17 protein-coding genes and 2 pseudogenes are annotated in these 20,077 nt (G+C 69.9%); 7 read left to right on the top strand and 12 right to left on the bottom strand.

The window, feature by feature from the left end; translation table 11 throughout:
* Positions 1–10: 10 nt before the first annotated feature.
* The 8 genes and pseudogenes from pulA to J5X86_RS37795 all read right to left on the bottom strand — a co-directional run.
* Positions 11–2,632: pseudogene (pulA, locus tag J5X86_RS37825) on the bottom strand (pullulanase-type alpha-1,6-glucosidase); the annotation flags it as partial.
* A 490-nt stretch (positions 2,633–3,122) separates the two neighbouring features.
* Positions 3,123–4,508 (bottom strand): annotated as a pseudogene (locus J5X86_RS37820) (alpha-amylase family protein); the annotation flags it as partial.
* Between the two features lie 267 nt (positions 4,509–4,775).
* Positions 4,776–5,108: a putative quinol monooxygenase gene (locus tag J5X86_RS37815; protein ID WP_208521186.1), complete on the bottom strand. Its 333-nt coding sequence runs from the start codon at positions 5,106–5,108 to the stop codon at positions 4,776–4,778.
* 71 nt (positions 5,109–5,179) lie between these two features.
* Positions 5,180–5,314: a hypothetical protein gene (locus J5X86_RS52155; RefSeq protein ID WP_279595618.1), complete on the bottom strand. Its 135-nt coding sequence runs from the start codon at positions 5,312–5,314 to the stop codon at positions 5,180–5,182.
* A 235-nt stretch (positions 5,315–5,549) separates the two neighbouring features.
* Positions 5,550–6,590, bottom strand: a complete 1,041-nt coding sequence (locus J5X86_RS37810; RefSeq protein WP_208521185.1) for a LacI family DNA-binding transcriptional regulator — start codon at positions 6,588–6,590, stop codon at positions 5,550–5,552.
* The gene (locus J5X86_RS37805) at positions 6,587–7,417 is read right to left on the bottom strand and encodes a sugar ABC transporter permease (RefSeq protein WP_014060142.1); all 831 of its coding nucleotides are present in this window, start codon (positions 7,415–7,417) and stop codon (positions 6,587–6,589) included. Before J5X86_RS37805 ends, J5X86_RS37810 begins: the two co-directional genes overlap by 4 nt.
* Positions 7,418–7,419: 2 nt before the next feature.
* Positions 7,420–8,433 carry a carbohydrate ABC transporter permease gene (locus J5X86_RS37800; protein WP_208521184.1) on the bottom strand — a complete coding sequence of 338 codons (1,014 nt, stop codon included), beginning with the start codon at positions 8,431–8,433 and terminating at the stop codon, positions 7,420–7,422.
* Between the two features lie 11 nt (positions 8,434–8,444).
* Positions 8,445–9,725, bottom strand: coding sequence for an extracellular solute-binding protein (locus J5X86_RS37795; protein ID WP_208521183.1), 1,281 nt, complete (start codon positions 9,723–9,725; stop codon positions 8,445–8,447).
* A gap of 263 nt (positions 9,726–9,988) precedes the next feature.
* Here J5X86_RS37795 and J5X86_RS37790 point away from each other — a divergent pair, with 263 nt between their 5' ends.
* The 6 genes from J5X86_RS37790 (at position 9,989) to J5X86_RS37765 (ending at position 16,670) form a co-directional block, all read left to right on the top strand.
* The gene (locus tag J5X86_RS37790) at positions 9,989–11,656 is read left to right on the top strand and encodes a glycoside hydrolase family 13 protein (RefSeq protein ID WP_208521182.1); all 1,668 of its coding nucleotides are present in this window, start codon (positions 9,989–9,991) and stop codon (positions 11,654–11,656) included.
* A gap of 25 nt (positions 11,657–11,681) precedes the next feature.
* Positions 11,682–12,734 (top strand): LacI family DNA-binding transcriptional regulator, encoded by a 1,053-nt coding sequence (locus J5X86_RS37785; RefSeq protein WP_208521181.1) that lies wholly within the window; start codon positions 11,682–11,684, stop codon positions 12,732–12,734.
* 125 nt (positions 12,735–12,859) lie between these two features.
* Positions 12,860–13,708, top strand: coding sequence for a phosphatase PAP2 family protein (locus tag J5X86_RS37780; RefSeq protein WP_208521180.1), 849 nt, complete (start codon positions 12,860–12,862; stop codon positions 13,706–13,708).
* A 232-nt stretch (positions 13,709–13,940) separates the two neighbouring features.
* Complete coding sequence (locus tag J5X86_RS37775; protein WP_308124837.1) at positions 13,941–14,774, top strand: HAD-IIB family hydrolase; 834 nt, start codon at positions 13,941–13,943, stop codon at positions 14,772–14,774.
* Positions 14,775–14,859: 85 nt separating this feature from the next.
* Positions 14,860–16,014 (top strand): threonine synthase, encoded by a 1,155-nt coding sequence (locus tag J5X86_RS37770; RefSeq protein WP_208521179.1) that lies wholly within the window; start codon positions 14,860–14,862, stop codon positions 16,012–16,014.
* Complete coding sequence (locus tag J5X86_RS37765; RefSeq protein ID WP_208521178.1) at positions 16,011–16,670, top strand: transcriptional regulator; 660 nt, start codon at positions 16,011–16,013, stop codon at positions 16,668–16,670. Before J5X86_RS37770 ends, J5X86_RS37765 begins: the two co-directional genes overlap by 4 nt.
* Here the strand turns inward: J5X86_RS37765 and J5X86_RS37760 are convergent.
* Together J5X86_RS37760 and J5X86_RS37755 are read right to left on the bottom strand one after the other, a co-directional pair.
* Positions 16,662–17,555: a proline iminopeptidase-family hydrolase gene (locus J5X86_RS37760; protein ID WP_208521177.1), complete on the bottom strand. Its 894-nt coding sequence runs from the start codon at positions 17,553–17,555 to the stop codon at positions 16,662–16,664. The two genes, J5X86_RS37765 and J5X86_RS37760, sit on opposite strands and share 9 nt — an antisense overlap.
* Positions 17,552–17,953 carry a nuclear transport factor 2 family protein gene (locus J5X86_RS37755; protein WP_243982479.1) on the bottom strand — a complete coding sequence of 134 codons (402 nt, stop codon included), beginning with the start codon at positions 17,951–17,953 and terminating at the stop codon, positions 17,552–17,554. The genes J5X86_RS37760 and J5X86_RS37755 overlap by 4 nt, the downstream gene beginning before the upstream one ends.
* A 235-nt stretch (positions 17,954–18,188) precedes the next feature.
* Here J5X86_RS37755 and J5X86_RS37750 point away from each other — a divergent pair, with 235 nt between their 5' ends.
* The gene (locus J5X86_RS37750) at positions 18,189–18,527 is read left to right on the top strand and encodes a hypothetical protein (protein WP_208521176.1); all 339 of its coding nucleotides are present in this window, start codon (positions 18,189–18,191) and stop codon (positions 18,525–18,527) included.
* 417 nt (positions 18,528–18,944) lie between these two features.
* Here J5X86_RS37750 and J5X86_RS37745 read toward each other — a convergent pair whose 3' ends face one another.
* Both J5X86_RS37745 and J5X86_RS37740 read right to left on the bottom strand, forming a co-directional pair.
* Entirely contained in the window at positions 18,945–19,154 is a 210-nt protein-coding gene (locus J5X86_RS37745) for a DUF397 domain-containing protein (RefSeq protein WP_208521175.1), read from the bottom strand.
* 10 nt (positions 19,155–19,164) lie between these two features.
* Positions 19,165–19,980, bottom strand: a complete 816-nt coding sequence (locus J5X86_RS37740) for a DUF5753 domain-containing protein (protein ID WP_243982477.1) — start codon at positions 19,978–19,980, stop codon at positions 19,165–19,167.
* Between the last annotated feature and the right edge of the window lie 97 nt (positions 19,981–20,077).

The following is a 20,077-nucleotide window of genomic DNA, read 5'->3' as shown; positions in this document are numbered from 1 at the left end:
AGCCCCCCGCCTAGCCCCCGGCCGCGTAGACGGCCACCGTACGGCCGGGCACCGTGAAGGTGCCGGTCGCGCGCTCGTACCGGGACGTCCTCACCGTCGCGTCGGCGCCGTGCGCCTGGATCGGGTGGAGGGCGTACGGGCTCCCGGCCAGGGCGGGGACGGTCTGCGACTGCGGGGACGGGGTGGCGTTGAAGACCACGACCAACCCGCCGAGCCGCATGGTGATGACGCCCGGCGTCTCCCCCGTCCCGGACAGCGGGAAGGTCAGGGCCTTCTGCACCCCCTCCGCCGTGGACTGGCTGAACGCCTTCTCAGTGGTGCGGATCCGCAGCAGATCCCGGTAGGCCGCCGAGGCGCCCGTGATCTCGGGGCAGCCGGGGCGCGCCGCCGGGTTGGTCAACAGGGGCTTGGCGTAAAGCCACTTGGGCTCGTTGTCCGCCGCCGGGGGCAGTCCCCGGCCGAAGCCGTTGCCGGACGCGCAATCCCAATGGATGGCGTTGAACCAGTCGCCGCTGTCGAAGGAGTTGCGGTCCAGGGACTTCGAGCGCAGCAGGTCGGTGCCGGCCTGGCTGAGCGCCGGGCCCTGGGAGAGGGTGGCGGTGGCCAGGGCCAGCACCTGCGCCCGGGCCCGGTCGGCGGGCGAGGTGGCGGCGGGCAGCTTGTAGGCGAGCGCGTCGTAGAGGGTTTCGTTGTCATGGGCGTCGGCGTAGGCGAGAGCGTCGCCGGGGGCGGCGGCGTAACCGGCCGGGGAGCCGTTGTAGTCGACCTCGGAGCCCTTGACCCGGCGTCCGCCGGTGTCGGTGAAGGCGTAGTCGGCGAGGTTGCCGGAGAGCCCGACCTTGATCAGGTCCTGGGCGTGCAGCAGCCGGGCCCGCTGCTCGTCCGGACTCCCGTTCGCGGGCGACCCGTTGGGGTCGGTGAAGAGCCCGGAGGCGAAGCCCTGGACGCGGGGGTCCTCGTCGAACGGCCCGCCGCCGCGCACCGCGTCCCGCGCCCGGTCGCTGAAGGTGGCGATGCCGGTGCCGGCCATATTGCGCTGGGTGGCCTGGACGAAGCGGGCGTCGTCGGCCACCTCGCCGAAGTTCCAGCCCTCGCCGTAGAGGATGATCGACTTGCCGTCCACGCCGTCCTTCGCGGGGGTGAGGGCGTCGAGGGCCTTGCGTACGGCCAGGATGTTGGCCTTGGGGTGGTGGCCCATGAGGTCGAAGCGGAAGCCGTCGACCTTGTACTGCCTGGCCCAGGTGACGATCGAGTCCACCACCAGCTTGCCCATCATCGCGTGCTCGGGCGCGGTACCGGGGCAGCAGGTGGAGGTGGCCACGCCGCCGTCGTCCAACAGCCGCTGGTAGTAGCCGGGCACGATCCGGTCGAGAACCGACTTCTCGTCCTGCCCGGCGGCCACGGTGTGGTTGTAGACCACGTCCATGACGGTGCGCAGCCCCGCGTGGGCCAGGCCCTGCACCATCTGCCGGAACTCGCGGATGCGGGCCGGGCCGTCCGGGTCGCTCGCGTAGGACCCCTCCGGCACGGTGTAGTGCAGCGGGTCGTAGCCCCAGTTGAAGCCGTCCTTCGCGGCCGTCTCGGCCACGCACTTCTGCTGCTGGTCGGAGTCCCCCGGCAGGGCGGCCAGCTCGCAGCCGGGCCGGGCCTGGTCGGACCGCCGCTCCGGGACGGTGCCGAAGTCGAAGGCGGGCAGCAGGTGGACGTACGAGGTGCCGGACCGGGCCAGCCGCCCGAGGTGCCGCATCCCGTCCGAGTCGCGGTCGGTGAAGGCGAGGTACTGGCCGGGGTGGGCGCTGGTGCGGTCCGCGCTGGAGAAGTCGCGGATCTGCAGCTCCTGGATACGGGCGTCGCGCAGCGGGACGGCCGCGGGCTTCTTCAGCGACGCCCAGCCGGCGGGGGCGAGCCGGGGATCGGCCAGGTCGGTGACCAGGCTGCGGGCGGAGTCGGCGGTCAGGGCGGTCGAATAGGGGTCGGTGACCTCGTTGGTGACGGTCTTCCCGACGCTCGGCGCCCAGACCTTGACCCGGTAGCGGTAGGGCTTGTCCCGCCACTCGGGGCCGCCGGTCACGCTCCACACCCCGCTGCCGGGGTCCCGCCGCATGGCGACGGTGCGCCCGTCGAGGTCGAGCGACACGCTCCGGGCGGTCGGCGCCCACACCGAGAGGGTGGGGCGGGCCCCGTGGAAGACCGGGCCGAGGCGGGCCGAGCGCGCCCGGTCCGCGTAGAGGTCGTCCAGGACGCCGGGGATCTGCACCCCGGTGCGGTGCAGTATGTGGTCGTGGTCGTCGGCCGCGCGCTGGACGGCGGCGAGCGAGCCACGCAGCGCGGTGGCGGCCTTGCCGCGGTCGCGCGGGTCGAGGCGATAGGCGGGGCGGCCGGCCAGATGGGGGTAGGCGGCCTTCTGGGCATCGGTCAGGGAGGCCGGGGTCAGCCGCAGGGTGCCGCCGTCGGCGTAGCTCAGCTCTTCGACGGTCTCGGCGGTGTGCTCGGCTTTCCACACGACGGTGGTGCGGTCGATCCACTGCGCCTCGGCGGGCGTCGCCTCCGCGGTGGCGGGCGTCGCGGCCCGGGCGGTCTGCGCTACGGCGGGCACGGCCGCCGCGCCCAGGGCCAGGGTGGCGAACGCGGCGGCGGTGCGAAAGAGGGTGGCTCTCGGGGGTTTCACGGGGCTGGTGGCTCCTTGAGGTGTGGTGTGGGTGCGGGCTCCGCGCCCCCGCTCCCCGGGCGGGGCCGGAGGCGGCCTCCGGCCCCGCCCGGGGAGCGGGGAGGACGTCGGGGGCGATTCGATGCCCGGGGCAGGGGCGGAGCCCGGGGCCTGGTGCGGAGCCCGGGACCTGGTGCCCGGGGCGACGGCCGGGCAGGCGGAACCCGGAGCCCGGGGCCGTGCCCGGGGTCCGGGGCACGGGCCGAGCCCAGGCCAGGGGCGGAACCCCGGACCCAGCCGGGCCCCCGGGCCCAAGCCGGGCCCCCGGGCCCAAGCCGGACCCCCGGGCCCAAGCCGGACCCCCGGGCCCAAGCCGGACCCCCGGGCCCAAGCCGGACCCCCGGGCCCAAGCCGGACCCCCGGGGCAGGGGCGGAGCCCCTTGCCTCCGGGCCCGCCGGTGAAGGCCGCGGCCTACCCGCAGCTACGGGCCCCGGTGTGCAAGGCCACCGCCGTATTCGCGCCCAGCGTGGCGGTGAACTTCCCCGAGGAGTCGACCGTCACGGCCTTGCCGCTCTGCACATCGCAGTAGCCGCCGGCCGGGAGCGAGGTCTGGAAGGTCTGGGTGAGGGAGCCGCTTTCGTGGTTGATGGCCACGTACGCCTTGTCGCCGCGTCCGAAGGCGATGGCGTTGCTGCCGTTGTCCCACCAGTTGGTCACCGATGCGCCCCGGGCCGTGTTGCGGAGGGCGACCATGCTCATGATCTCGGGCCACTTGTGCTGGCACTTCCAGCCGTCCTGGTAACAGGCGCCGACCGTGCCGCCGTTCGGCGGGCCCGCGTCGTTGTCGCTGAACTCGTAGCCGGAGTGGACGTCCGGGGAGCCGTAGGGCCAGGCCAGCATGAAGACGTTGGCGAGGGTGTAGTCGGCGCCGTTCTTGTAGGTGAGGGTGGAGCCGTTCCGCTCGGTGTCCCAGTTGTCGACGAAGACACCGGACTGGCCGCTCGCCATATAGCCCCAGCCCTCGCCGAAGTTCTTCAGAGACGCCAGCTTCTCGCCCTGGAACACCCGCTTGAGGTCCCGGCCGTAGCGGAACTCCTGCACATCGCCGTTGCGCAGATACTCCGTCGGGGAGACCGCCTCGCCCTCGCCGTAGATGACCTCCTGCTTCCAGTAGACGCCGGGGTCGCTCAACTGGCTTTTGATGGCGGCCAGGTCCTCGGTCGGGATGTGCTTGGCGCCGTCGACGCGGAAGCCGTCCACGCCGAGCGAGAGCAGGTCGTTCAGGTACTGCGCTATCCGGGTGCGGACGTAACTCTCACCGGTGTCCAGGTCGGCGAGGCCCACCAGCTCGCAGTGCTGCACATTCCAGCGGTCCTGGTAGTTGCTGATCTGCGAGGTGCAGTCGTCCATGTCCTGGGCCTGGTAGATCCCGGGATAGGTGTACTTGGTGTACGAGGAGCCGCCGGTGCCGGTGCCGGATCCGGCGGACATGTGGTTGATGACCGCGTCGGCGACCACCTTGACGCCCGCCGAGTGACAGGTGTCGATCATGTTCTTGAAGGCGGTGCGGTCGCCGAGCCGCCCGGCGATCTTGTAGCTGACGGGCTGGTAGGAGGTCCACCACTGGCCGCCCTGGATGTGCTCGGTGGCCGGGGACACCTCGACATAGCCGTATCCGGCGGGGCCGAGGGTGCTGGTGCACTCCTTGGCGACGGAGTCGTACTTCCACTCGAAGAGTTCGGCGGTGACGTCCTTGGTACCGGGCGGTGTCGCCCGCGCGGTCTGGGGCAGGGCGACGAGCGCCGCCGCGCTCGCCGCGAGGGCGATTGCGGTGGCAAGGGGGATGCGGCTGCTGGCCATCGTTCCTCCGTGGGGGGAGTTCGGGGGTGCCGATTGAGCCTCGTACGGCAACGCGCCATGCCCGTAAGGCCAGTTGAAGGTTCTTGCTGCAAGACGTCAGTGGGGGGTGGTGACGGGAACGTACTCGCGAGTTTTTGTAGTTGCAAGACCTTTCGCAAGCAATTGCGGCGGTGTTACGTTCAACCACGTTCTCCGGTCCGGCCGGCCGGGGGTCCAGTCAACGGGCCTCACGCGCCCGGCCGGTCGGACCGGTTCGACGGCCGTGGATCAGTCGCGGTCCTCGACGGCCATCTCCCCGAGGAGGGACCAGTCCTCCTGCGGGACGTTCATGTTGACGATCCGCGGGGTCGCGGCGAGATGCGGCGGCAGGGTCCGCTGCGCGGCCTTGAAGTGCGGCGAGTTGACGTGGGCCGCACCGGCCTCCTCGTCGCGGAACGCCTCGACCAGGATGTACTCGTCCGGGTCCTCGACACTGCGGGACCAGTCGAACCAAAGACAGCCCGGCTCGGCGCGGGTGTCCCGGGTGAAATCGCCGGCGATCTCGGGCCACCGGTCCGCATGCTCGGGCAGAACACGGAACTTCGCGGTGATGAAGATCATTGGGGGTTCCTCACGTTGTTGCGGATCGGCCGGCCCCTTGGCGTGGACCGGCGGTGTTCCAGGGCCGGCGGTCAGGGGACGAGAATGGCGCGCCCGCGAATCCGTCCGGCGTCGAGGTCGTCCAGGGCGTCCAGGGCGTCCAGGGCGTCCTGGAACCGGTCCAAAGGGTACGTGGTGATGTGCAGGCGCACGGATGTGATCGACACCCGGCATCTCCCGGCCGAGGTGTTCACCCGGTCGGGCGGCCGGCTGACCCGTATGCAGCTTCTCGAACGGGACGAGATCGTGCGCTGCCCGACCGAGCCGGGCACGACGGTGGCACGGGCCGCGGCCAAGCTGGGCACGGGCCGCGGCCAAGCTGGCCATGGGCCGCGCCACCAGCTACCGCAAGATGGCCCGCTACGGCGTCCAGGTGCCCGGCGGGCGGAGAGGTACCGGTTCCTAAACGGTAGGCGGCGCCTGGGCCGTCGAGCCGCGGACGACCAGGTCCGGCTGGAAGACGAACTCCGTGTGCTGCACCGGGTTTCCGGCCATCTCCTCCAGCAGCGCCCCCACCGCCGCCGTCGCCATCGACTGCACCGGCTGCCGGACGGTGGTCAGCGGCGGATCGGTGAAGGCGATCAGCGGGGAGTCGTCGAAGCCGACCACCGACACCTCGTGCGGCACCCGCAGCCCCCGCCGGGCCGCCTCCCGGATCACCCCGAGCGCCATCAGATCGCTGCCGCACACGATGCCCGTACAGCCCTGGTCCAGCAGGGTGGCCGCCGCCACCTGCCCGCCCTCGACGCTGAAGAGCGTATGCCGCACCAACTCCCCCGCCTCGCCGGGCGATCGGCCGAGCAGCTCGGTGCTCGCCGCGAGGAACCCCTCGACCTTGCGCTGCGCCGGGACGTAACGGGCGGGCCCCACCGCGAGGCCGATCCGGTGGTGGCCGAGCGCGGACAGATGGCGGACGGCCATCCGCGCCGCCGCCCGGTCATCGGGTGAGACGAAGGTGGCCTGGATGTGCTCGTTGTACCCGTTGATCAGTACGAACGGCACCTTGCGGCCGGCCAGCCGGGCATAGCGGGCGGGGTCGGCCGTGGTGTCGGCGTGCAGTCCGGACATGAAGACGATGCCCGCCACATCGCGCTCCTCCAACTGCTCCACCAGTTCGTCCTCGGTGGCGCCGCCGGGCATCTGGGTGCACAGGATCGGGGTGTAGCCATGCCCGGCCAGCACCTGCTCGATGATCTGCGCGAAGGCGGGGAAGACCGGGTTGGTCAGCTCCGGGATCACCAGGCCGACCAGCCCGGCGCTGCGCCGCCGCAGCCGCACCGGCCGCTCGTAGCCGAGGACGTCGAGGGCGGCGAGCACCCGCTGCCGGGTGGTGTCCGCCACCCCCGCCTTGCCGTTGAGCACCCGGCTGACGGTGGCCTCGCTGACCTTGGCCTGTGCGGCGATATCGGCGAGCCGCGGCCCCGCCGCGGGTGGGCTCGTCACGACTTGGTCGCTCCGGCCGTGAGCCCCGCGACGAGATGGCGCTGGGCCCAGGAGAACACCAGCGCCGCCGGGATGGCGATCATGACGGCCGCGGCCGTCATGGAGCCCCAGTCGGAGGTGTACTGGTTGACGAAGGTCTGCAGCCCGGCGGCGAGCGTGAGGTTGTCCTCGCCCGTCATGAAGGCGGAGGCGTAGGCGACCTCGGCCCAGGCGGTGATGAAGGTGTAGAACGCGGTCACCGCGAGCCCCGGCTTGGCCAGCGGGACGACGAGGCGCCAGAAGGTCCCGAACGGGTTGAGTCCGTCGACCCGGCCCGATTCGTCGATCTCCACCGGGATGGTGTCGAAGAAGCCCTTCATCATCCAGGCGCAGAACGGCACGGCGACGGTGAGGTAGGTGACGATGAGCGAGATCGGCTGGTTGAGCCAGCCCAGCGTCGACATGATGTTGTAGAGCGGCACGATGAGGATGGCCACCGGGAACATCTGGGTGATCAGCAGCAGCCACATCAGCGGGCGCATCCCGGGGAAGCGGAAGCGGCTGACGGCGTAGCCGGTGGTGGCCGCGATGAAGACGCCCAGGATCGTGGTGATGACCACGATGAACAGCGAGTTGCCGAACCAGGTCAGGAACTCGGTGTCGCCCAGGACGTGTTGATAGTTCCGCAGTGTCGGGTTCTTCACCACATCGGTGCTGAACGCCTCGCTCTTGGGCTTGAACGAGGTCACCACCAGCCACAGCGGCGGGAAGACCGCGACGGCGGAGGCGATGACGAGCGTCGTGTGCAGCCCGACGGAGGCGAGCGGGCCGCGTCGTTGGTCGCGCATGGCTACCACACCTCTCCCTGCTTGCGGAGCGAACGGCGGTAGACCACCGCGAAGAGCATGAGGATGAGCAGGATCAGCACACCCCAGGCCGAGGCACCGGCGAAGTCGCGCGGGCTGTTGACGAAGGAGAGCCGGTAGGCGTACGTCACCAGGATCTCGGTGGCGTCGCCGGGTCCGCCGCGGGTCAGCAGGAAGATCACCGGGAACATGTTGAACGTCCAGATGGTGGACAGCAGGATCACGGTGGAGCTGACCGAGCGCAGCCCGGGCAGGGTGATGTGGCGGAACCGCTGCCAGGGGCTCGCCCCGTCCATCTCGGCGGCCTCGTAGAGCTCACCGGGGATGGACTGCAGCCCGCCGAGCAGCGCGACCAGCATGAACGGCACCCCGAGCCAGATGTTCACGGCGATCACCGACGCCTTGGCCATGGTGGGGTCGTTGAGCCAGGGCACCGCGTCGATCCCGCCGCCGTCGAGCACCTTGTTGAGGATGCCGTTCTTCTCGTTGTAGAGCAGCCGCCAGGCGAAGACGGAGACGAAGGCGGGGACGGCCCAGGGCAGGATCAGCAGCGACCGGTAGAGGGTGCGCCCGGCGAACCGCCGGTTGAGCAGTACGGCCAGGCCCAGGCCGATCGAGAAGGTGAGCGCCACACAGCAGACGGTCCAGGTGACGGTCCAGCCGAGCCGGTCCCAGAAGACCTGGTCCTCCAGGATGGCCTTGAAGTTGTCGAGGCCGACCGTCTTGTAGGTGGCGGGGATGTGGTTGATCCCGATGGTGCGCTCGACATTGGCCTCGTTGGCGTCGGTCAGCGACAGATAGAGGCCGCGGACCAGCGGATAGCCGATGATCAGCCCGATGACGACCACGACGGGCGCGACCATGGCCCAGGCGTACCAATGGCGGGCCAGTGCGTTGCGGATTCCGCGCGACGGCGGAGTTCCGGCCTTACGGACCCGGCCGGGGGCGCCCTTCGCGCCCGCGGCCGGGTCCAGCGGCCGGCTGGTGTCGACAGCCATCGTCGCCGGCCCTACTTCCAGTCGCCCTTGAGGAGCTTGCGGTACGCGTCACCGGCCGACTTCGCGGCCTTCTCGGGTGAGGTCTTGCCGGTGAGGACGTTCGGGAACTGCACCAGGATCGCCTGGAAGAGGCTGTTGCCCTCGGGGATCCAGGGGCGCTCGACGGCCTTGTCGACGGCGGCCTTGAAGAACTTCACATTGGGGTTCGCGGCGACCGACTTGTTGGCGTAGACGGAAGTGCGGGTGGGCAGCAGCGACAGCTTCTCGGTGGTCTTGGCCTGGACCTCGGCCGAGCTCATGTACTGGGCGAAGGCGTAGGAGGCGTCCAGGTTCTTCGATCCGGCGTAGACGGTGAGGTTCTGGCCGCCCTGCGGCGCGCCCTGGCCCTTGCTGCCGGCCGGGACGGGGACCACACCGAGGTTGGACTTGTCCTTGAACGCCTTGCCCGCCAGGGTGTCCTCGATCGCCCACGGCCCGTTGATCGTCATCGCGACGTCGCCGTTCTTGATGGCGTTCTGCATGTTGTCCCAGCCATCGGTGGCATCGGTCTCCGCCGCCTTGGCGGTGACCAGGTCTCGGGCGGCCGCGAACGCCTTGATGCCGGGCTCGTCGTCGATGGTGACCTGCTTGGCGCCGGTGTCGAGGAGGTCGCCGCCCTCGCCGTAGATGAAGGGCAGGTACCAGTAGGCGTCGTCGCCGCGCAGATACAGACCGGTCTTGCCGGTCTTCTCCTTGATCTTCTTGGCGGCGGCCTTGAGCTCGGTCCAGTCCTTGGGCGGCTGGACCCCGGCCTCCTTGAGTATCTTCTTGTTGTAGAAGAGGCCGAGGGTGTCGATGACCTGCGGTACGGCGTAGGTCTTGCCCTTGAACTTGGCGCCCGCCAGGGCCTTGGGCAGATAGTCGGACTGGTCCGCGAGGGCGGGGGTGCCGTCCAGCGGGGCGAGATAGCCGATGTTGGCGAGGTCCTGGGTCCAGGCGACCTCGGTACGCAGCACATCGGGCGCGCCGGAGCCGCCGGAGCCCGCGGCGTTCTTGAACTTGGCCAGCGCCTCGCCGAAGGGCACGTTGACGTAGTTGACCTTGACGTCGGGGTGCTTCTTCGCGAAGCCGAGGGCGAGCTCCTTGTAGGTGCCCTTCTCCGCCTCGTTCGACGTATCCCAGTAGGTCACGGTGCCGGAGAGCTTGCCGCCGGACTTCTTGTCGCCGCCGCTGCCGCCGTCGTCACCGCCGCATGCCGTCGCCGCGAGCGCCATGGCCGCGACGAGTGCGGTGGCCGCTATGCCACGTCGCATCTGAACTCCTCCAAAGCCGGCCGCTCCGTCGCGGCCCCGGGTTGCGGAGGAACGTAACAGGGCCGCAAGCCCGCCGAAAGAGCTTGCGGCAAATTTCTGCAAGGCACCCGGCATCGTTACGTCCGCGTGTCCCCGCGGTAGCCGCTCCGCTCCCCTTCAGGCGCTTGACATGCGCCCACAGCACGACCGGAGCCCCCGCCAAGGGCATCAGCGCGCCCTGCAAGCTCTTCCGCAAGGCATTGCAGAGCTGTTACGTTCGCGCCATGACCCAGGAGCTCACGACCTCCCTTCCCACCGAGCCGGTGCGACCGTCCGAGAGCCCCGGATGGTGGCGCGACGCCGTCATCTACCAGGTGTACGTACGGTCCTTCGCCGACAGCGACGGCGACGGGATCGGCGATCTGCGCGGGGTGCGGGAGCGGCTGCCGCACCTCGCCGGGCTGGGTATGGACGCCGTCTGGCTGACCCCCTTCTACGCCTCCCCGCAGGCCGACGGCGGCTACGACGTGGCCGACTACCGCACCGTGGACCCGCTCTTCGGCACCCTCGGCGACGCCGACGACCTGGTGCGCACCGCCCATGAGCTGGGGCTGAGGGTGATCGTGGACGTCGTCCCGAACCACAGCTCGGACCAGCACCCATGGTTCCGCGAGGCGCTCGCCGAGCCCGGCGGCGCGGCCCGCACCCGGTACCACTTCCGCCGCGGCCGCGGCGCGCACGGCGAACTGCCGCCCAACGACTGGGAGTCGGTCTTCGGCGGCCCCGCCTGGACCCGTACCACCGATCCGGACGGCACCCTGGGCGAGTGGTATCTGCACCTCTTCGCCCCCGAGCAGCCCGACCTCAACTGGGACTCCCCCGAGGTCCGCGCCGAGTTCGACTCGGTGCTGCGCTTCTGGCTGGACCTGGGCGTGGACGGCTTCCGGATCGATGTCGCGCACGGCATGGTCAAGGCCGCCGGGCTGCCCGACATCGGCCGCACCGAACAGGCCAAGCTGATCGGCTCCCAGGTGCTGCCGTTCTTCGACCAGGACGGGGTGCACGAGATCCACCGCTCCTGGCGCCGGCTGCTGGACTCCTACCCCGGTGACCGGATCGGCGTCGCCGAGGCATGGGCGCCCACCGCCGAGCGGCTGGCCCTCTACGTACGCCCCGACGAGCTGCACCAGGCGTTCAACTTCCAGTTCCTCAAGTGCCCGTGGGACGCGGCCGCGATGCGCGAGGTGATCGACGAGTCGCTGGCCGCGACCCGCTCCGTCGGCGCCCCCACCACCTGGGTGCTCTCCAACCACGACGTGGTCCGGCACACCACCCGTTACGCCGACGGAGCCGACGGCGGCCCGGGGCAGGGGCTCGCCCGCGCCCGTGCCGCGGCCCTGCTCACCCTCGCCCTGCCCGGCTCGTCCTACCTCTACCAGGGCGAGGAGCTGGGCCTTCCCGAGGTGACCGACCTGCCGGACGAGGCGCGCCAGGACCCGGCCTTCTTCCGCACCTCCCCCGACGGGGAGGACGGCCAGAACGGGCAGGACGGCTTCCGCGACGGCTGCCGGGTGCCCCTGCCCTGGACCCGCTCCGGCGAGAGTTACGGCTTCGGCCCCGGCGGAAGCTGGTTGCCCCAGCCGGACGCCTGGTCCGGGCTGTCCGTGGAGGCGCAGACCGGCGACCCCGGCTCCACGCTGGAGCTGTACCGCGGCGCGCTCGCGCTGCGCCGTGAGCTGCCGGGCCTGGGGGACGGGCCGATGAGCTGGCTGGAGGCCCCGGCGGGGGTGCTCGCGCTCTCCCGGCCGGGCCTGGTGTGCACGCTCAACACGCTCGGGGAAGAGGTCGAACTGCCGGTCCCGGGGCGCGCCCTGCTGTCGTCGGCGCCGCTTTCGTACGGGGCCGGAACCGTACGCATTCCGCCTGATTCGTGCGCGTGGTGGGCAATCTGACACGCGACCGGTACAGTCCCACTCCATGACCGCACGGCTTGCTGACATCGCAGCCCAGGCGGGGGTCAGCGAAGCCACCGTCAGCCGCGTCCTCAACGGCAGGCCGGGGGTGGCCACGGCCACCCGCGAGTCCGTCCTCGCCGCCCTGGACGTCCTCGGCTATGAACGGCCCGTGCGGTTGCGGCAGCGCAGCGCCGGGCTGGTGGGACTGATCACCCCCGAGCTGGAGAATCCGATCTTCCCCGCGCTCGCCCAGGTCATCGGGCAGGCGCTCACCCGGCAGGGCTACACCCCGGTGCTGGCCACCCAGACTCCCGGCGGCTCGACGGAGGACGAGCTGACCGAGATGCTGGTGGACCGGGGCGTGGCCGGGATCATCTTCGTCTCGGGGCTGCACGCGGACACCTCGGCCGATATGCAGCGCTATGACCAGCTACGCGGCCAGGGTGTTCCGTTCGTGCTGGTGGACGGCTTCTCGCCGAAGGTGCGGGCGCCGTTCATCTCCCCCGACGACCGGGCGGCGATGGGGCTGGCGGTCACCCATCTGGTCTCGCTCGGGCACACCCGGATCGGTCTCGCGCTCGGGCCGAAGCGGTTCGTTCCCGTACTGCGCAAGATCGAAGGCTTCCAGCAGGCGATGCGGGACCGGCTGGGGCTCTCCCCGGAGGAGTCCGAGGAGCTGATCCAGCATTCGCTGTACACCCTGGAGGGCGGCCAGGCGGCGGCGACCGCGCTGATCGACCGGGGCTGTACGGCAGTGGTGTGCGCGAGCGACATGATGGCGCTGGGCGCCATCCGGGCGGCCCGGCAGCGAGGTCTGGGGGTCCCTCAGAACGTCTCGGTGGTCGGCTTCGACGACTCCCCGCTGATCGCCTTCACCGATCCGCCGCTGACCACGATCCGTAAGCCGGTGCAGTCGATGGGGCAGGCGGCGGTGCGGGCGCTGCTGGAGGAGATCGGCGGCACTCCGGCCCCGCCCAGCGAGTTCGTCTTCCTCCCCGAACTGGTGGTGCGCGGCTCGACGGCGTCGGCCTACGGTGTGGAGGCGCGGGGCCGGGCGGCCGGGGGCACGGCCTAGACCCTGACCGGGGGACATAGGTGCACATACGCCCTATAGAGGGCCCCCGGACCAGGACATAAGCAATCAAGACCCGATGCCGCGGATGATCTCCGGGTGGACGTCGTCTGGCAGACTGTTGCCCTATGGGTGGAGCGACTATCAGGACGACGGCGGGCCGAATGGCCACCCCGGCACCTCTCGCGGACACCGATGCGGCACGGGCGCCGCACCACACCCTGATGGACCGGTTGCGTACGCCCAGAAGGCCCCGGCTCTGGTTCGAGATCGTCCTCATCGCCGTCAGTTACTGGACCTATTCGCTGATTCGCAACGCCGTCCCGGAGCAGCGGCCGGAGGCGCTGCGCAACGCGGGCTGGATCTGGGAGTGGGAGCACCGGCTCGGCATGGCCTTCGAACGGGGCGTCAACCATGCGATCGACTCGGTCAGCTGGCTGATCGTGGGCATGAACTACTACTACGCGACGCTCCACTTCATCGTGACGCTCAGCGTGCTGGTGTGGCTCTACCACTGGCATCCGGGCCGCTACGCCGCCACCCGGCTGGCACTCTTCGCGACCACGGGCGTGGCCCTGCTCGGCTACTACTTCTTTCCGCTGGCCCCGCCCCGGCTGATGAGCGGCGGCCATTTCATCGACACCGTGGTGGCGCACAACACCTGGGGCTCGATGGCCTCGGGAAACCTCGCCGATATGTCGAACCAGTACGCGGCGATGCCCTCGATGCACATCGGCTGGTCGCTGTGGTGCGGTCTGACCATCGCCACGCTGGCCCGTCCGGTGTGGGTGAAGATGCTGGGGCTGCTCTACCCCTCGGCCACGCTGCTGGTGATCGTCGCCACCGCCAACCACTTCTGGATGGACGCGGTCGGCGGGGTCGTCTGTCTCTCCTTCGGTTTCGTGCTGTCATGCGCGTGGTACGGCTCGCTGCCGTACCGGCTGCCGAGGCAGGTGGCCGTGATCTGCACGGCTTGATCGCCCCCGGCGGACCCGCCATTCTCTGTTCCGCAAGGTCGACATGAGGTCAAAGGTCGACATGAGTTCAGGGGCTCCATGTGTCGCGCTGATCGACGCGGAATGAGCACGATGAGCGTGACGAAAGGGACCACCGGCCACCGTGCACACCGCCGACACCGCTGACGCGTCTGTATCCACGTCCGTATCCGCCTCATCCGTAACCGCAACCGGCGCCGTCGCCGCTCCGGGCGTGCTGCTCCCCCGGCCCCGTACCGCCGGACGGCCCCGCTTCCCGCTGGTGGCCACCGACCTCGACGGCACGCTGCTGCGCAAGGATCTGACGGTCTCGCCCCGCACCCGTGAGGCGCTCGCCCTCGTCCGGGCCGCCGGGGCGCGGCATCTGGTGGCCACCGGGCGCCCGGCCGCGTCCTGCCGGGAGTTCCTGGTCGCGATCGGCTACCGGGGGCTCGCCGTGTGCGGACAGGGCGCGCAGTTGTACGACGCCTCCGCGGACCGGCTGCTGGTCTCGGCGTCGCTGGACCGGGAGCTGGCCCGGTCGGTGGTGGAGCGCACGGAGGAGGCGCTGGGCGCGGGGCCGCTGGAGCTCGCCGTGGTGACGGCGGCGCCCGAGAACCGCTTCGTCGTCACCGCCCGCTTCACCGACCGGATGCGCCCGGAGTGGGGGCTGGCCGAGCGGGAGAAGCTGTGGGCGGCGCCGATCGAGAAGGTGCTGATGCGCCATCGGACGGTGGCGGACGGGCTGGTCGCCGAGACCGCGGAGCGGGTGGGCGCGGGCGAGGTGGCGGTGACCCACTCCGAGAAGGGCATGATCGAGGTGCTCCCCGCCGGGACGGACAAAGCGATGGGGCTGCAACTGGCCGCCGACCGCATGGGGTTCACCCCCGCGGAGACGATCGCGTTCGGCGACATGCCCAATGACATCCCGCTGCTGGGCTGGTCCGGATACGGGGTCGCGATGGGCAACGCACATCCGGATCTGATGGCGATAGCCGATGAGGTGGCACCGTCCCATGAAGAGGACGGGGTCGCGGTGGTGCTTGAACGGCTGTTCGCCCACGCTTGAGCGGCTCTCGCAACGCACTCGCGACCCGCTGGAGCCGCCCGTCCCGCCCTTGACTGGGCATATAGAACTAAACAAAATATCTAAGGTGCGAGCTGAACCACGAGCCGAACCACGAGCCGAAGCCCACTACGTCGACGAGCGCTCCGGAGCCACGTACTCCATCGACGACCCCCGCTGGTGCGGTGACGACGGGGCTCCCCTCACCGTCTCCGCGCTGCCCGGCATCACCCGCGAGCAGGTGGACACCGGGGCCCGGTCACTCTGGCGCTACCGAGCGGCCCTCCCGGTGCGCATCGACGCCCCGGTGTCACTGGGTGAAGGGTGCACCCCGCTGGTCGAGAAGGACTGGGGGGAGGATCGGATTCTCTTCAAGCTGGAGTGGTTCAGCCCCACCGGCAGCTTCAAGGACCGCGGCACCAGCGTGATGATCTCGCTCCTCGCCCAGCGAGGCGTACGGGAGGTCATCGAGGACAGCTCCGGCAACGGCGGGGCCTCCGTCTCGGCCTACTGCGCCGCGGCCGGCATCCGGGCCAGGATCCTCGCCCCCGCCGCCACCTCCCCCGCGAAGATCCTCCAGAGCCGGGCGTACGGTGCCGAGGTCGAGCTGGTCCCCGGCGACCGGGACGCCACCGCGGCGGAGGCGCTGCGCCAGTCGGCCCATACGTACTACGCCAGCCACAACTGGCACCCCTTCTTCCTCCAGGGCACCAAGACCTTGGCATACGAGCTGTGGGAGGACCTGGGCTTCACGGCGCCGGACGCCGTGGTGACCGTGGCGGGCGCGGGCAGCACCGTGCTCGGCTGCGACCTCGGCTTCTCCGAGCTGCTCGCCGCGGGCCAGATCGCCCGCCGCCCCCGGCTGCTCGTGGCCCAGCCCGCCCACTGCGCACCGCTCCACGCCGCGTTCCGCGCGGGCACCGAAGCCCCGGTGCCGTTCGACCACGCCCCGACCATCGCCGAGGGCACGGCGATCCGGGAGCCCGTCCGCTTCCCCGAGGTGCTGCGCGCCATCCGCCGCTCGGACGGCGACATGGCGGCCATCCCGGAGGACGCGATCGCCGCGGCGGTCCGCCGGCTGGCCGCGATGGGGCTGTACGCGGAGCCGACCAGCGCGACGGCCGCCGCGGCGATCGAGGTCTTCCGGGCCCGGGGCGCGATCCGCCCCGGGGAGACCACGGTGGTGCTGCTGACCGGGTCGGGCCTGAAGGCGGCACCGACGATGACGGAGCTCTTCGGTTGACCGAGGAGAAGCGTCAGGAGACGACGGGAACACCCGAGGACGAGCTGCTGCTGCGCGAGGCCGAGAAGATCGTGGTCGCCATCGGCCGGATGTTCCCGGGGCTGTGCGAGGTGGTCCTCCACGATCTGCGCAACCCCGACCAGTCCATCCGCGCCATCGAGAGCAATCTCTCCGGCCGCGAGGTGGGCCAGCCCACCACCGAGCTGGGCCTGGCCCGGATCCAGGACCCCGGCTTCCCCGACATCGTCCAGAACTACGCCAACCGCTTCCCGGACGGCCGCCCGGCGAAGAGCACCTCGATCGGCATCAAGAACGGCGCGGGCCAGTACGTCGCCGCCATCTGCCTCAACTTGGACGTCTCCCTCTTCGCAAGCGTCGCCCGCAGCCTCAACAACCTCGTCCGGACCGATGAGCAGCAACAGCCGCTCACCGAAACCCTCCGCGCCCGTACCGCCGCGGAGCTGCGCACCGTCATCGAGGAATTCGCCGCCGCCCGCGGCCAGACCCCACGCAGCCTCGGCACCCCCGCCAAGAAGGAACTCGTCCGCACCCTCAAGACCAGCGGCTTCCTCCAGGTGAAGCACTCCGTCCAGGTGGTCACCGAACTGCTGGGCGTCTCACGGGCCACGGTCTACAACTACCTGCGCTCACCCTGACGCCGGGAGCCCCGTCCGGTGCGTCCGTGCTTCAACGCGTGCCAGGTAATCCCGGATCAATCCGACGTAGGCACGGCGCAGGGGTGGTTCCTCCAGGTATCCCATATGAGCCGCCCCGGGCTGTGTCACGTGTTCGGCGTCCGGTATGCGGTCGGCGATATCGGCGAGGTGTGCGGGAACGCATTCGTCGAATTCCCCGCCGAGCACGAGGGTAGGGACGCGAATCCGCTCGAGTTCGCCGAATATGTCCCAGCCCTTGAGCGTGCCGGTGATGTGATAGTCCGCGTGCCCGATCATTGTCCGGAAGGTCGCCATGCTCATGAGTTCCGGATCGAGCCGCATCGTGGAGGTGCGCAGCACGCAGGCGCGGACATATTCCCCCTGGGCGGCCCAGTAGTCGGGGTCGTTCGTCTCGCCCCTCAGTTCACGGCCGTAGGTGCGGTCCAGTACGTCGCCCGGGAGCGCCCTCATGAGATCCCGGACCTCCGCCTCGAAGCGGTTCACACTGGCCAGTCCGTTTGCGCAGATCAGACTGGTCCAGTCCGGATTCCGTTCCGCGGCATACTGAAGGCCGAGCATGGCTCCCCAGGAATGTCCGTAGACATGAGGCCTTTCCAGGCCAAGACCTTCGCTGACCGCGCCGAGTTCATCGAGAAATCGGTCCACGGTAAGCAGCGAGACGTCGTCGATCGGATCCGAACGCCCGACGCCGAGCTGGTCGTACCAAATCACCTCGCGTTCGTCCGCGAGCGGCTCGAATGCCTCGAACAGCGGGTCGCTCGGGTAGCCGGGCCCTCCGTGCACAAGAAGCAGAGGCACGCCCCCGCCCCCTGTCCTGCGGTACCAGACCTCGCCTCCGGGTACGGGGACCTTCCCTTCCCTCATGCCCGTCCCGCCTCGTACGCGTATTCCTCGATGCGGTCAATGAGGTTCCCGCGAAAACGGAAATACATCGCCGCGTGAATCTCACTGCGGCTCCCATCGGTGGTGAGTAGGTGGAGTACCTGCTGCTGGAGAACCTCATCGGCGTTCCAGAACTGGCGGGTGATGTCATAGCGCATTGAACTGACCTTGGGCACCATGCTTTCGAGCTGCTTGAGCTTCTCGTCCAGTGTCTGCTCTCCCGTGCCGTCGTTATGCCATACGGTGGCGGTCTGCGTGCACATCGTCCGTACAGCGCTGAAGTCGAAGCTTTCCAGGAGGTGCAGACATTGGATCGCCTTCTTGTTGATTTCTCGACTCATGTCGAGCGCTCCCCAGTTGATCTCGTCGAGCGAATACATGAACAGGGCTGTGTAAGCAGGAGTGCAACCCTGCTTGAACGCGCCAGATTTGGAACGCGCCGATCTCCAATATAGGGATGCGGAACCGCAAAAGTAAGGCTTGACTTACTCCACTGCCTCAGGCAGAGGGGTTCCCGAAAAAAATAGCCGCTGCGAATCTGGTGAAATGGCCCAGCCGCTCTGCCCTCGGCAGAGCGCCGAGCGAGCACGCCGCGCATCACCCGACCATGGCGGGATGGCCAACGACATCTCCGTGCGCCGCCTCGACCTCGGCTACTTCGTCCGACCCGCCTCAGAAACGGGCGGGCCGGAGCCACGGGTCGAACCGGTGCTCGCCTATCTGGTGCGGCACGAGGTCGTCCGCCGGGCCGACGGCACGGTGATTCTCGCCGGCCAGGCCCACGACTTCGCCTCCGGGTTCACCTCGGACCACCTGGCCCGCAGGGCCGCCCTCGATGGCATGGCGCATCCCCTTCCCCCGTACCGCCCCTGGCTCGACCGCCTCACCGAGTTCGACCCCCGCCGTGTGCTCTTCGCCCACGACTGTGCGGTCTGGGAGCCGTCGAGCGACTGACGGTCTCGTCTCGCGCCTTCGGCGCCTTTGAGCATGGGGCCGGGGAGTGGGGGGCGCCCTCCGTCGCCTGGCGGCGAGCCGTGGGTGGCGGGGCCGGTGGCGGCTCCCGTGCTCAGGGGCTTGCGCCGATGCCGGACCGCCGGGGGGGGTGGGGTACCCCCCTGGAAAACGTTTGACAAATTAGTTGCTTCAGATCAAGCACTTTCGGAAGGGGTACCCGGAGGGGCCGTCGGTCCGGTCGGGTCCTAGCCCAGGGCCACAGGAGCCGCCACCGGGCCCACCACCACCGACCCGTCGGCCGGCGGCGAGGCCCTCGCCCCCCATCCCCGTGCCCATGCTCAATGGCGCCGAAGGCGCGAGACGAGACCCGCACCGCGCCACCGGCCCCCGCACCGGACCGAACTGGCGCCCCGGCGGTCAGATGCTTTCCGGAAGCTGGTCGAAGTCGCCCCGCTTTATCCCCCGCACGAACGCGTCCCACCGGGTCGGGTCGGTGGCGATGACGGCCGCCGGGTCGTCGCTCTCGCGCAGGTGTATGAGGCCGTTCAGTGTCATGGCGACTTCGACGCAGTCTTGGCCTCCGACTCCGCTGCTGAAACTCGACTTTCGCCATTCGAGTCCGGACATGAGGATCTCCTCAGAGCGTGTACAGCAGATGCTGCACGAGCCTAAGTGAGTCACCACGCATATAGGACTCGCGTTCGGGAGCCGGGTCAACCGGTGGCAGTGCCGCCGTCGTGAGGCGTTCGAAAGCAGTGCCGTACTGAGCGAGATGCGTCTGGTCTCCGAGGAACGCCGAGGACACGGGGTGCTCCACGTAGACCGTGTCCAGCTCGGGCACCTCGGCCCCGAAGAGGACGAACGCCGCCGCCGGCGTCGCCGGGGAGAGGGCCGCCTTGAACGGCAGGAGCTGGATGTGGACATGCGGCAGCCGAGCCATCTCCACAAGGTGCTCGATCTGGCGGCGCATAACGCCGTTCTCCACGAACTGCATATGGAACGCCGCCTCGTGGATGACCGCGTGAAAGGTGGGCGGGGACTCCCTGGCCAAGACCTGCTGACGCTTCAGCCGGAACTCGACGTACGTGTCCAGCAAGCCGCGACCCGCCTCCGGCTCACCTCCGGTCGTGAGGGCTCGCGCGTACTCAGGAGTCTGGAGCAACCCAGGCACGTACATCCACTGGAACGAGCGGTGTGCCACCGAAGTCGCTTCAAGCTCCGCGAGATCATGAGCGCTCTGAGCGAGCGGGGATTTGCGGTAGTCCGACCACCAGCCCTTCCCCTTGGACTCGCTCATGGCGACGAGCACGTTGGCAAATGGTTCACCTTGGCAACCGAATCCGGCGAGCAGCGCGCGGAGCTTCGCCTCGGGAATGGCCGTTCGACCCGCCTCAATGTGCCCGAGGTGCGGCGAGCCGAGACCGGCGAAGGCCCCCGCCTCCGCTGCGGACAAGCCTCGCTCATTGCGGAGCCTTCGCAGTTCCGACCCCAGACGCCGTTGCCGCTGCGTCGGGTTGGCCCGTAGCCCCATGACGACCTCCTCGTGATCG

The sequence above is a fragment of the Streptomyces sp. NEAU-YJ-81 genome (assembly GCF_017592595.1).
Taxonomy (GTDB): Bacteria; Actinomycetota; Actinomycetes; order Streptomycetales; family Streptomycetaceae; genus Streptomyces; species Streptomyces hygroscopicus_B.
This window is presented reverse-complemented; position numbering and strand designations above follow the sequence as displayed.

Excerpts from the sequence above, each read along its gene's own strand:
- J5X86_RS37815 (WP_208521186.1), bottom strand. The coding sequence starts at position 5,108 with ATGATCTTCATCACCGCGAAGTTCCGTGTTCTGCCCGAGCATGCGGAC.
- J5X86_RS37805 (WP_014060142.1), bottom strand. The coding sequence starts at position 7,417 with ATGCGCGACCAACGACGCGGCCCGCTCGCCTCCGTCGGGCTGCACACG.
- J5X86_RS37800 (WP_208521184.1), bottom strand. The coding sequence starts at position 8,433 with ATGGCTGTCGACACCAGCCGGCCGCTGGACCCGGCCGCGGGCGCGAAG.
- J5X86_RS37795 (WP_208521183.1), bottom strand. The coding sequence starts at position 9,725 with ATGCGACGTGGCATAGCGGCCACCGCACTCGTCGCGGCCATGGCGCTC.
- J5X86_RS37790 (WP_208521182.1), top strand. The coding sequence starts at position 9,989 with ATGACCCAGGAGCTCACGACCTCCCTTCCCACCGAGCCGGTGCGACCG.
- J5X86_RS37785 (WP_208521181.1), top strand. The coding sequence starts at position 11,682 with ATGACCGCACGGCTTGCTGACATCGCAGCCCAGGCGGGGGTCAGCGAA.
- J5X86_RS37780 (WP_208521180.1), top strand. The coding sequence starts at position 12,860 with ATGGGTGGAGCGACTATCAGGACGACGGCGGGCCGAATGGCCACCCCG.
- J5X86_RS37760 (WP_208521177.1), bottom strand. The coding sequence starts at position 17,555 with ATGAGGGAAGGGAAGGTCCCCGTACCCGGAGGCGAGGTCTGGTACCGC.
- J5X86_RS37755 (WP_243982479.1), bottom strand. The coding sequence starts at position 17,953 with ATGTATTCGCTCGACGAGATCAACTGGGGAGCGCTCGACATGAGTCGA.
- J5X86_RS37750 (WP_208521176.1), top strand. The coding sequence starts at position 18,189 with ATGGCCAACGACATCTCCGTGCGCCGCCTCGACCTCGGCTACTTCGTC.
- J5X86_RS37745 (WP_208521175.1), bottom strand. The coding sequence starts at position 19,154 with ATGTCCGGACTCGAATGGCGAAAGTCGAGTTTCAGCAGCGGAGTCGGA.